Here is a 12,617-nt window from a genome sequence, read left to right on the forward strand (position 1 = left end):
AAACACCGCCGCCGATAAACTAGCTTACACGCAATCCAACCCGGTGCATGGTATTGTTGAGATAGCCCTTCGGGTTCCAGTTAATTGCAAAGGGCTGTGCTTCGCCCGCACTGTCGGTCGCGCGCGCCCAGACTTCGTAGTAACCAGCCTGTGGGAAGGTCACATTGGCCCGCCAGTTTTGCCATGCACCGCTGTTTACCGGTGCATCAAGGCTGGCGCTCTGCCAGGTCGCGCCGAAGTCAATCGAGATATCAAGGCTGTCAACCATGCGATCACCCGACCAGGCATGTCCGCGCACCTCGGTCTCTTTACCACTCTCGGCGCCATTTGCTGGGAAGGTGACCAGCGACTTCACTGGCATACGTTCTATGATCACGAAATCCTCTTTGGGAACATCGGTGCCCGGTGAGACCGGATAGGCCGGAACGCGATAAGCTTTTCCGGTCATCTTCGGCCCGTCATGGACCTGATCACGCAGCTCGATCCGGCGCAACCACTTCTGCGAACAAGAGCCCGGCCATCCCGGAACCACCAGCCGCAGTGGCGCGCCATTCATTGGATGCAGATCTTCTCCGTTCATGGCGAATGCGATCAGGATATTGTCGGTCATAGCTTTGGCAATCGGCATGCCGCGAGAAATCGGCAGTTTCCCTTCCTCTCCTGAAAGGTGGCTGTCTGCCCCGAAATGTGCCGTGTATACGACATTCGACTGAACACCAGCCTTGGCGAGCACGTCTTTCAACCGCACGCCGGTCCATTCGGAACAGGCCACAGCGCCAAGGGTCCACTGGTTTCCGCTTGCGGGCGGGTCAAAAAATGCCCGCCCGTTGCCGCCGCACTCAACGGTCAAAGCCATTGTAACGACTTCGAAATTGTCTTTCAGCGCAGCAATGCTCATCTCCATCGGATTGTCCACGAACCCATCAACGGTCAGTGTCCATCCTTCGGCACTCATGTCTTCCGGCGGCAGGCCATTGTTACGGATGAAGTGCCTGTTTGTTGGTGTGATTGCGTCATCGAGCAGCTCCGGCGGGGTTTCGGCATTGACCGGGCGATCATTGAGTAAGGTCAGACCATCTTTGCCCATAAGAACGTTTTCCTGCGCCATTGCGGCCGGAATGAAACCTTGAGGGATGTTACGATGGAACGGGATCACCATACCAACTGCGGCTGACATAGTTGCCAGTCCTGCACCACGCAAAAAACCTCGCCTGTCGTTGTTAACCGTGCACCCTTCTACAGCCATATCCGCTGTTTCGGGCTTCTCTAGGAATTGGGTGCGCTGGTTATTCTTGTTTTCGCCCTCAGTAGTCATTCCGAACTTCCTCCCTTGTTGCGGTGCAACATGTTGTCGCACCAACCTTCTTCACTAACGGGTAAGTCGCTGGGTTTATTCCTCATCTTTCAACAATATCTCCAAGGTCACTTTTGACTTAAGCAATCAACTAATATCGCGCCGTGCCGAAAGTCCGCTGTTTGCGCATAGAGACAGTCGGCTTCAGGAAACGAAAAAAGCCAGCTAAGGGTGCAGAGCGGTAGTTTGCTATGGCCTGTTCGAGCTACCCGATTGGGTCGATTGCTGACAATTGGAGTAACAAGTTCGCATTGTCAGCTCTGTGAAAGCACTGCCATGTGTTGAAACACGAAGTCTGCGAATACCCGTCGTTGGTTTCGTGTGCAGAGATTGTCGACTTTGGAAATCACAGAAGGTGTCGACACAATACAAAAGGTATGGGTGCAAGAGGCAGATAAACGGTTCCTTCATTTCTATCAAAGCAGTGCTGACGAAGTGCCAGACATTTATGGTTTATGAATCCTTTCGCACAAATTGTATTCCGGACCATCGCGCTTTTGAATGGGTGGCCATCCCCAAACTTTTCACCCCCGGCACGCCGCCACCACTCCCCGACAAGATTCAAACGTTCTGACCCCTCACCTCTGAACCCGGCACTTAGCCCGCTCCAATTCGGTGTTTTAACCCACGGCTTGCGAATTGATCGGCTTATGCATAACCTACATCAGTGAAGCCACAAACTGATTGCAGTGACGAAAACTTTGCCCTAAACCGCCCACCTAGGCACCCGTAGCTCAGCTGGATAGAGCGCTGCCCTCCGAAGGCAGAGGCCACTGGTTCGAATCCAGTCGGGTGCACCACCTTCTCCAACTCTAATGCAGCACTGTACAAAACCTTCGCATGTGTCTTGGGTTTTAGGTTGCGCAGTTTCAATTCCACGGCTGATATGGTTTAAACCAAGGAAATCGTGAACATATCTGGGCCGCTGTGTTCGAGTCCATCATCAGACGGGGTTGACGCATTATGCTCTTGAGTAACCGGCAGGACGAATTGCAGGAAATAGTAAGTTCAGTCACCAAACTTTGTAATACGTTTGGAGAGGACTATTGGCGCAGACTCGACAAAAAGGATGGATACCCAACTGAATTTGTAAACGCCCTGACGCAGGCCGGGTTCTTAACCGCACTCATCCCGGAGGAATACGGTGGTTCCGGGCTGGGCCTGCTTGAGGCTTGCACAATTCTGGAAACCGTTTCGCGCTGCGGCGCACATGCCGGCGCGTGCCATGCGCAGATGTACGTTATGGGTTCCGTACTTCGGCACGGTTCGGACGCACAGAAAGAAAAATGGCTTCCAAAGATTGCCAGCGGCGAGATACGTCTTCAAAGCTTTGGCGTGACAGAACCAACCTCTGGTACGGACACGACGTCTCTGCGCACACAGGCGAAGCGCGTAGATGAAGGCTGGTCGATAAATGGGCAAAAAGTCTGGATAAGTCGGGTTGAGCATTCCGATCTGATGGTGCTTTTGGCGCGTACGACTCCGCGTGACGAAGTCGCCCGGAAAACGGACGGGTTATCTGCGTTTCTTGTTGATCTGCGTGCAGCGCGAAGCAATGGTTTAGACGTCCGCCCGATAGACGCGATGATTAACCACCACGCGTGCGAATTGTTTTTCGACAATCTGATCATCCCGGCTGAGTGCCTGCTTGGGCAGGAAGGCGGCGGATGGCGTGTCATTCTGGACAGTATGAATGCCGAGCGTATCCTGATCGCAGCAGAATGTGTTGGCGACGCCAGATATTTCATCGATAAATCAACTGCCTATGCAAAAGACCGCGTTGTGTTTGACCGCCCGATAGGTGCGAACCAGGGTGTCGCATTTCCGATCGCGCGAAACTACGCTGAAACCGAAGCGGCCGCGCTGATGGTTGAGCGTGCAGCACTTTTGTATGATGCAGGCAAGCCCTGCGGGGCCGAGGCAAACATGGCCAAGATGCTGGCGTCCGAGGTAAGCTGGCGCGCGGGTGACACCGCCATGCAAACGCACGGGGGATACGCTTTTTCCCGAGAATACCACATTGAGCGAAAATTCAGGGAAACGCGGCTTTATCAGATCGCGCCAATTTCGACCAATCTGATCCTCAGTTTTCTGGCAGAGAAAGTGCTCGGCCTTCCGAGGAGCTTTTGATGCGCCCGCTCGATGGTCTTCTTGTTGTTTCAATTGAACAGGCGGTCGCAGCCCCGCTTTGCACGGCGCGATTGGTTGATGCCGGCGCCAGAGTTATCAAAATTGAACGTGACGTGGGTGATTTTGCCCGTGGTTACGACACCGCCGCCAAAGGCGACAGTTCTTATTTTCTCTGGACCAACCAGGGAAAAGAATCTGTCGTGCTCGACTTCAAAGACCCGGAAGATCATGCGCTGATCCTTTCGATGATCGCTAAGGCCGATGTTTTTGTCCAAAACCTTGCGCCAGGCGCCTTAGCACGTGCGGGTTTGGATTCTGAAACTTTACGCTTAAGGAATAAACGCCTGATTACTTGCGATATTTCCGGCTATGGGGATTCTCTGGAAATGCAGGGCATGAAAGCCTATGATCTTCTCGTGCAGGGTGAGACCGGCCTCGTTTCAGTTTCGGGTGGACCAAATGAATTAGGCCGGATCGGCGTTTCCGTATGCGATATTGGCGCAGGAATGACCGCGCACGCTGGTATTCTTGAAGCGCTTATAAAACGGGGGGTCACCGGGAAAGGCTCTGGTGTAAAACTGTCGTTGTTCGATGTTGCCGCAGAATGGATGACCGTGCCGTTGATCCACGCCGAATATGGTGCGGGGGCGCCAACACGTCAGGGGCTTCAACACCCCTCAATTGCGCCCTATGGGGCTTATGAAACTCTTGAAAAGGCGAAGACGATCATTTCCATTCAGAATGAGCGCGAATGGCAAAGGTTCTGTGAGGTCGTGTTAAAGACACCCTCGCTAGGATCTGACCCACAGTTTTCAAACAACACAAAACGCGTTGAAAACCGGGGTGTGCTGGACCAAGAGATCAATCAGGTATTATCAGCAATGACTGCTGCAGAATTGCGCAATCTTCTTACAGAAGCGTCAATTGCCTTTGGTGCCCTTAACACCGTCGAAGACCTGATGGCTCATAAAGCGCTGCGCCGACGCCATGTGCCAAACTCAATGGGCGAAACAGTTTCGATCCCTGCCCCACCGATCCAGTTTGCACGTGAATCAGAAGAGGCGAATGCAATGGCCGTTCCGACCCTTGGAAACTCTACCGCCGCAATTCGAAAAGAATTTTCCAAGAATTGACGTGTTGGGCTCTGTTCAAGAAGCAGGTTTTTAAAGTTACTGCTTTTCGAAAATACCTTCAGGCTGTTGCCGCTCCAGTGTTTTCCGCCAACTCGCCCGTTACCCAAGACATGGTCGAGCGATAAACGACATATAGAATCAATGGCGTTCCGACTATCAGACCTGCGTAAATTCCAACAAGACCCAAAAGCCCCATACCTTTGCCAACGGCCAGCACCTGAACTTGTAAAAAGATCGCTATGGGGAAGGTGAAAGCTGCCCAGACCGGGCTCCACCCACCCGCGACCATCCACGGCGTGATGAGGAGCAGGCCGAACGCCACGCATTCAACGATCCAGAAAAACAGCTGAAACGCCCAGTCAATTCCGAGTGAACCAAAACAAAGAGCAAACAGACAATTCGGCGCGAGAAAAATCGCCAGCGACGGGCGTAAGCGAACCGGCGGCAGGGTTCTTAGCATTCGCAGAGCGTAGCCAACCGTTATGATAGAGAATGGCACGAGTGCTGCCAGCGCCAGCAGAATACTCTCAGTCACATAGCCAAGCGGTATTCCAGCAACTGGCCCAACAACTGGTCCAACAAAGGTAAGGTACTGAAATGTTGTAAACTCTCTGATCTCAGGCGGATCGCACCAGATCGCATAGCATCCAATCGCGCTCGCTCCGATTTGCATGATAACCCCGGCCCACCAAATATAGGGGGCCGATATTCCAAAGGGTAGAAGCGCCGCTGCAAGCAGCATCATCGCCATGGCCGCCGCCGCCACCCCTGCCCGCGCTGGTGGGCTCTTCATATCTTCCAGCAGTACTCTGGGTCGCGTTGCAAACTTTCGAAGAAAAAAGGCTAGAAAATAAAGATAGTAGGCGCAGCTTAGCCCAAGCAGAATATCACCGATTTCATGCGCAATGGGCAGTACATCGGACGCGTTACGCCAACCAAGCCCGAGCCCCATGAAACCCAGACAAACAGGGAAAATCGCAGGGGGCGTTCTTCGCCATAAGGGGTCTTCTTTAATCATCTTGCACTTTCGAATGCCGACTATCCGGGCCTACCAGAAACAGTGTTCTGAACAGATAACAATCGAATTTCAATATGTGCAATCGGCTGCGATGTCTCAGCAACGCCAAGACATCTCAGGAAACTGGCCGATCATTTTACAGGGGGTGTAATTTTATCCAACAATAATTCGGCCCGTTTGATGTGCTCGCGTGCGATCAGCACCTTGCGCTTCAACCTGTCTTTCTTTGAATCTTTTTCGGTCGCTTCGATCTCTTGAACGAGCCCTTGCTCCTTTTTCTGAAGCTTAGAGATAACTTTCAGAACATGGCTGGGTTTAATCTTCTTTGCCTTCCCATCTTCCAGACGCGCGAAATATTCGTCGATCTTATTTGCATATTTTTCTAGGCCCATTTGTCGGTCACTCCCATTATCTTTGTGTTTCGCCCACCTTGCAGGCACCGCGCAACACTTTTGTAGCAAATCAAATTTCGCAGCGTTATTTTGCAACTGCGACGTCAGAAACAACTGCTTCAACTTCTTCTTCATCCAGCGTCAGAATACGCTCGACCTCTGCCATCGCACTGTCGGGCTGAATGTAATATGCACGCGCTGCACCAAGCAGATTACGCATGGCGCTGTAGGCGTATCCAGAATCATTCAGAAAAGACGTCGCTGCATCAGCGTCCATCTGACCTTCGCGGATCAGCTCTTCAACCACGCGCGTAGAATTGACCGAGTCACTTTCGACCTGTGCCGCTTCTTCGTCCAGCCAAAGTTGGCTTCTGTCTTCGGGTTCTGCGAGGTCAAGCCTTTGGATTTCCGCCAGAATACGCCCGATCTCTGTACGAAGCCCGTTATAAAGATCACTTGCCGCGCCTTTAGGCGTGGATGTATAAATCGTGGTATTTCGCCTCAGGTGTTTAACCGCTTTCACTGCCCGTACGATCTGACCGGCAACGTCGCGCAAAATATAAACCCGGTCCATTACGTCGTGTGGCAGGTTCTTGGAGCCCGCACGCGTCGAAAATTCAACGATCGCAGTATATAGGGTTTTGACCCTGTGTTCATATTTTTCATCAATGTCGAATTCGATCTGCGCACGGCTTTCCGCCACTGTTTTTGCGACGTCTTTGGTTGAAAAAAGATCGTGCCGATGAATGTTTAAACCGTGAGTGATTAGTTCAACGGCATTATCGTATAAGTGTTTCACCTCTTTCCTCAGAGCAATTTCAATCGTTTGTGGAAATTCATCAACAGCCTCGGAAAGATACTTTGGTTTACTCAGATCCAAAGCCGGCTCTTTGATGACGCGTTCCAGAAATCTGATCAGAGCCCGTAGTGTTGGCAGCATCAAAACAACGCCGAGCACATTGAAAATAGTGTGGAACACGGCAAGTTTTAGCGCAAAATCAGTATCTGAAATGCCGACATTCGCACTTACCCAGTCAACAGCATCCCGCAACGGGCTGATAAAAATCAAGGCAACGCCTGCGGTTAAAAGGTTGAAGATCAGATGTGCCAATGCCAGCCGCTTGCCCTGAAAATTTGCGGTTAGCGATCCGATGATAGCAGTAATCGTGGTGCCGATGTTTGCCCCGATTGCAAGTGCAAGCGCGTTTTCATATGAGATTTGACCGGCCGCCAGTGCGGTAATGATCAGAACCATAGTTGCGTGGCTTGATTGCATGACAACAGTCGCTGTCATTCCGACAGCCGTATAGACAACCAAACCCAGCAAGCCTGTCAGCGCAAAACGGGTAAGATCAAATTGGTCCTTGAAGGTTTCAAACCCTTCTTTCATGTGGTGAATGCCCAGAAAGAGAAACCCCAACCCCGCTAACGCAAAGCCTGCGCCACGCAGGTATTTTGATTTCTGAAAGACCAGTATAATACTGACCGCCAGCATTGGCATCGCATAGGCCGATATTTTAACCTTCAGACCAAATCCAGCTATAAGCCATGCACCCGTCGTCGTGCCTATGTTGGCACCAAATATGATACCAACCCCCGCCAGCAGACTGATAAGCCCCGCACTCAGAAACGAAATCGTAATTACCGATACCAGCGAGCTGGACTGCATAAAGGTTGTAGACACAATTCCAAAGGCTAGCGATCTCGGAACCGAACTGGTCGCTCGTTCAAGGATGTTTTCAAGAAAGCCACCACCGAACAGCTTGAAGCCGTCTTCCAGCATCAGCATGCCAAACAAAAAGATCGCAACACCCGCAGCGATCTGCTGGAAATCGGGGCTAAACCAGAACCCGATAACCAGAACACCAATTGCGACAGGAAGACTATATTTTTTCATGTGCTAAACCCCTGCAGCCTATGGCAACATCATTCCACGCAATGCGAAGTAGAACAATGCCGCTAGAACCGCAGACACCGGAAGGGTAATGATCCAAGCCGACGCGATTTTCAGCAACGACTTTCGGCTGACCAACTGTCGTTTCAAAGCCTTTTGCAATTCTTTGCGTTGCGCGGCTGAAATCACCGCTTCAGGACCCATTTTTTTCAGTTTTTCCAACAATTGTTGCTTGTCTTCCACAGGAGCATTCTGGAAATCCCTGAGCACGGCTTCGGCTTGCACGAAATCCGGCTGACCTTCATGAAGCGCCAGCACGTCTTCAACGACCTTCCCAAGCCGCTGGTCAAGGAATTCACGCAGGAAACCAACACCAAAAACACCACCCAGTGCGACATGTGTCGAACTGATAGGCATACCCAACTGGCTGGCGACAATCACCGTGATGGCTGCTGAAAGCGCGATGCAGAATGCGCGGGATCTATCCAGCTCTGTTATTTCAGAGCCAACCGTGCGGATCAGTTTTGGGCCGAACAGCGCCAGCCCCACCGAGATACCAAGTGCTCCGATGATCATCACCCAAAGCGGAATGGCAACTTTTCCGCCGCCGTCTCCGGCGCTCAGAACATCGACAATGCCCGCCAATGGCCCGACAGCATTTGCGACGTCATTCGCACCGTGCGCAAAGCTTAGCAGCGCGGCTGCAAAAATTAAGGGGATTGTGAACAATCGATTCACGCCATCCCTGTCGGCAGAAAGTCTTGGCGAAGCTTTCCTGATCATGGGACGCACGATAAGATAAGCGATCACGGCAACGATTACTCCCGCCGCGACAGCGGAAGGGAAAGAGACTTTGACAAGATGCTTGATACCTTTGAGCGCAATGTAAGTCGTAAAGGCCCAAGCCATGATCGCAATCATAACCGGTACAACCTTTTGTGCATGGTCCACCGGGTTCTTTTTGAAAAAGACGAGTTTTTTCAACGCGTACAAAAACCCAGCAGCGACGACCCCCCCGGTGACCGGCGATATGACCCAACTCAGGACGATATTGCTGACTGATCCCCAGTTAATGATATCCCAACCCGCTGCAGCGATTGAAGCTCCCATAACACCGCCAACAATCGAATGCGTTGTCGAAACCGGAGCTCCAAGCCATGTGGCGGCGTTTAACCAAATCGCCGCCCCCATAAGCGCGCCCATCATGACCCATACGTAAACATCCGTATTGGCAAGGTTCGCCGGGTCAATGATGCCGTTTTTAACTGTTTTAACGACGTCCCCGCCAGCAACGATGGCACCTAAAGCTTCAAATATGGCCGCGATCATAATAGCGCCCGTCAAAGTCAGGGCAAAGGAACCAACTGCCGGGCCAACGTTATTGGCGACGTCATTCGCACCAATATTCATCGCCATATACGCCCCGATCACCGCCGCAGCGACGAGCAGGTAAGACTGCTCAACATGCGCAAACTTTGAACCAGTGTAAATCATGACACCGACAACAAAAATTATTGCCGTGCCAAGACGACCAACCTCAGATCGGCTGATATTGGTTGCTTTCTCAATCTTTAGATAATCTTTAATTTGCATACTTCCCCCATTCAGGCTCAGTTTGGTCAGACACTGCGTTTACGCGCCAAACCATGTCCAAGCAGAGCTGGACATCTCAGCCCGTCCCGTCTTTTGTTTGTTTCGTTAAATGACTTGCAGAAATGCTAGCACCGAATTCAAAAACACAACATGAGCCAGATCAAGAAAAACCCTGGCAAGAACAACAATGTTGGCTATGACAAAAGTCATAATTCGCCGCAACGTTTCCGCCTGTCTGCGATACGTTAACATTAGAAATTATTAGTTCATCTTAAACCAATTTTGTGTGCTTCGAACTTGATCGAGCACAAAGTTCTTCTTCGGATTAGTTGTTACAAAGAGAGCTTATGAAATGAAAATACGCGCCGTCACAGGGTCTGTATTCAAGATGAATGGAGTTCGACTTGCTGAAAGATATTCCGCTTCAAAGCCGTCCAATCAACGAAGTCAAGGATGGGCTTAGGACATCTGACGACGGGCTTAGCACTGCCGAAGCCCAGGCTCGGCTAGCGCAATATGGGCGCAACGAACTTCAGGTTGGCAAATCCACACCTGAGATCGTCAAGTTCCTGTGGCAATTCAAAAATTTCTTCGCGCTTTTATTGCTCGCGGGCGGCGGGCTCGCGTTGACAGCCGAACGGCTCGATCCTGGACAGGGTAATCTTTACATCGCAATCGCGCTTATTGCTGTCGTGTTTTTAAACGCGACCTTTACCTACCTCCAAGAACATCAAAGCGAAAAAATAATGGACAGCTTCAAAAAAATGATGCCGTCCATTGTTACAACAATGCGCGATGGAGCCCCGTGCGAGCTGCCAGGTGCTGAATTGGTTCCGGGTGATGTGATTGTCCTGCATGAAGGCGACAAGGTGCCAGCCGACGGTCGTTTGCTGTCAGCAAGCCATTTCAAGGTAGATCTGTCCAGCCTGACAGGCGAAAGCGAACCGCAACTGCTAGACCCTGCCAAAAGCCATGAAAGTATCATGGAAAGCCCGAACATGGTGTTTTCCGGAACGCTGGTACAAAGCGGCGAAGGCCGTGTTGTTATTTGTGAAACGGGTATGACAACGCAGATCGGCAGCATTGTGGAACTGACCAAGGCGACCGATGCCGCTGAAACACCAATTCACCGTGAAATTAAACACTTCATCAAGATGATCAGCGCAATCGCAATCTTTCTGGGGTTGACCTTCTTTGCCGTCAGTGTCGCGATTGGCAATGGGGCAATCGCCAGCCTGATTTTTGCGATCGGCATTATAGTTGCGAATGTCCCGGAAGGGTTGTTGCCCACCGTGACGCTTTCTTTGACAATGGCCAGTCGACGCATGGCGCGTAAGAATGCCTTGATCAAAAACCTCGAAAGCGTTGAGACGCTTGGCAGTACCACCGTTATCTGTACTGACAAGACGGGAACGCTGACTCAGAACAGGCTTGGCGTGAACACGGTCGTTCTGGGTAGGCAAAGCTACAGGGTGGACGACCCGGCGCTAACTGCTGACCCCATTTCGAAACCGCTTTTGCGAACCATGGCAATTTGCAACAACGCCTACCTTACGGACGTCGGGTATTCAGGCGATGCTACTGATGGTGCCCTTTTGCTTTTTGCTAACGATAAAGCAGATGTACGATCGCTTATTGATGTAAATGAAATCTCTGAAGAACCTTTCAGCTCTGTCTCCAAACGCATGATCAGTATTGTAAGCGACAAGCAAAGTGATGCGACAACAGCCTATCTGAAGGGCGCCCCCGAAGTCGTGCTCGACATGTGCGACAGGGTTATGATCAATGGTGAAATCCTTGAACTTACCCCTTCGCGGCGTAGCCATGTCATTGATGACTATCGCACGCTGGCTGGTCGTGGTGAACGTGGTCTCGCCTTTGCATCACGCCTATCGGACGGCTCTGCGGTTCCGGAAGACGGGTACATCTTTATCGGGCTCGTTGGCATGATTGACCCGCCACGCCCCGAAGTGCCCGTCGCACTAGAACGCTGCCGCTCTGCTGGTATCCGCGTCATTATGCTGACAGGAGATTATGGTCTGACGGCCGAAACCATTGGTCGGCAAATTGGGCTGTTCACAGGCATCGGGCGTGTTGTTCAGGGAGACGAGCTTAGCGCGATGAGCGACAGTGCTTTGCAAAACGTTCTGAAAACTGAACCTGAAATCATTTTTGCCCGTATTGCCCCTGCCCAGAAGCTGCAGGTGGTTCAGGCTTTGCAGGCCCTCGGTGAAACCGTGACCGTCACTGGTGACGGGGTAAATGACGCCCCTGCCCTTAAAAACGCCGACATGGGTGTTGCGATGGGCCTGATGGGAACGGACGTCGCCAAGGAAGCCAGCAACATGGTTCTGATGGACGATAATTTCGCCACCATCGTCAGTGCAATTGAAGAAGGTCGCACGATCTTTGACAACATCAAGAAATTCGTCGCCTACATCCTGACCAGCAACATCCCGGAAATCCTGCCGTTCATCGCTTTTGTATTGCTCGACATTCCGCTGCCGCTGACGGTGATCCTAATCCTGGGTATCGACCTTGGTACTGACATCGTCCCTGCGCTTGGTCTTGGCGCGGAACCGCCGGAAACCGATGTTATGAAACGCGGGCCACGCAAACGTTCGGAACGGCTTCTGACCCGAAACCTCTTGATCATGAGCTACGGGGTTGTCGGTATGATTCAGGCCGCGGCCGGGTTCTTCAGCTACTTTGTCATTCTATATGCCGGTGGCTGGGAATGGGGGCAAGATCTGGCAAACAGTGATCCGCTCTATCGTACCGCGATCACTGGTTTCTTTGCCTCTATCATTATCTGTCAGGTCTCAGACGTTCTGATTTGCCGGACACGGCGGCAAAGCATTTTTACGGTTGGCTGGTTCAGCAACAGGCTCGTCTGGCTTGGGATCGGGACAGAGCTTTTGCTACTTGCGCTGATCGCTTATGTTCCTGCCTTCAACGTATTCTTCGGAACCGCGCCGCTTGAAGCGTGGCATCTGATGCTAAGCGTGCCCTTTGCCATTTTGATCCTGATCGGGGACGAGTTGCGCCGCTACATGATCCGTCGCGACAATGCTTTCGTTCAGCGCTGGTTAATGTGGTAAAT

At 51.7% G+C, this 12,617-nt stretch carries 8 protein-coding genes and 1 tRNA gene; 4 read left to right on the top strand and 5 right to left on the bottom strand.

Annotated features, from left to right (window positions below; genetic code table 11):
• Positions 1-19: 19 nt before the first annotated feature.
• A complete protein-coding gene (locus tag J4E70_RS05935; RefSeq protein ID WP_213888179.1) occupies positions 20-1,315 on the bottom strand; it encodes a sulfite oxidase in 1,296 nt (431 codons plus the stop codon).
• A gap of 762 nt (positions 1,316-2,077) precedes the next feature.
• On the opposite strand from J4E70_RS05935, the gene J4E70_RS05940 reads away from it, so the two are divergent.
• The 3 genes from J4E70_RS05940 (at position 2,078) to J4E70_RS05950 (ending at position 4,617) form a co-directional block, all read left to right on the top strand.
• Positions 2,078-2,154 (top strand) — tRNA-Arg (locus J4E70_RS05940).
• Positions 2,155-2,317: 163 nt separating this feature from the next.
• Complete coding sequence (locus tag J4E70_RS05945) at positions 2,318-3,484, top strand: acyl-CoA dehydrogenase family protein (RefSeq protein WP_213888180.1); 1,167 nt, start codon at positions 2,318-2,320, stop codon at positions 3,482-3,484.
• Entirely contained in the window at positions 3,484-4,617 is a 1,134-nt protein-coding gene (locus J4E70_RS05950) for a CaiB/BaiF CoA transferase family protein (protein WP_213888181.1), read from the top strand. The genes J4E70_RS05945 and J4E70_RS05950 overlap by 1 nt, the downstream gene beginning before the upstream one ends.
• Positions 4,618-4,675: 58 nt before the next feature.
• On the opposite strand, the gene J4E70_RS05955 is transcribed toward J4E70_RS05950, so the two are convergent.
• The 4 genes from J4E70_RS05955 to J4E70_RS05970 form a co-directional block, all read right to left on the bottom strand.
• Complete coding sequence (locus J4E70_RS05955; protein WP_213888182.1) at positions 4,676-5,635, bottom strand: TDT family transporter; 960 nt, start codon at positions 5,633-5,635, stop codon at positions 4,676-4,678.
• Positions 5,636-5,766: 131 nt separating this feature from the next.
• Positions 5,767-6,150 carry a hypothetical protein gene (locus tag J4E70_RS05960; RefSeq protein ID WP_213888183.1) on the bottom strand — a complete coding sequence of 128 codons (384 nt, stop codon included), beginning with the start codon at positions 6,148-6,150 and terminating at the stop codon, positions 5,767-5,769.
• The gene (locus J4E70_RS05965) at positions 6,113-7,924 is read right to left on the bottom strand and encodes a Na/Pi cotransporter family protein (protein ID WP_213888184.1); all 1,812 of its coding nucleotides are present in this window, start codon (positions 7,922-7,924) and stop codon (positions 6,113-6,115) included. The genes J4E70_RS05960 and J4E70_RS05965 overlap by 38 nt, the downstream gene beginning before the upstream one ends.
• Positions 7,925-7,942: 18 nt before the next feature.
• On the bottom strand, positions 7,943-9,514 hold the full coding sequence (locus tag J4E70_RS05970) for an inorganic phosphate transporter (RefSeq protein ID WP_213888185.1): 1,572 nt from the start codon (positions 9,512-9,514) through the stop codon (positions 7,943-7,945).
• Between the two features lie 404 nt (positions 9,515-9,918).
• Here J4E70_RS05970 and J4E70_RS05975 point away from each other — a divergent pair, with 404 nt between their 5' ends.
• Positions 9,919-12,615, top strand: coding sequence for a cation-translocating P-type ATPase (locus J4E70_RS05975; protein ID WP_213888186.1), 2,697 nt, complete (start codon positions 9,919-9,921; stop codon positions 12,613-12,615).
• Positions 12,616-12,617 lie beyond the last annotated feature (2 nt).

The organism is Pseudohalocynthiibacter aestuariivivens, assembly GCF_018457175.1.
In the GTDB taxonomy this organism is placed as follows: Bacteria; Pseudomonadota; Alphaproteobacteria; order Rhodobacterales; family Rhodobacteraceae; genus Pseudohalocynthiibacter; species Pseudohalocynthiibacter aestuariivivens.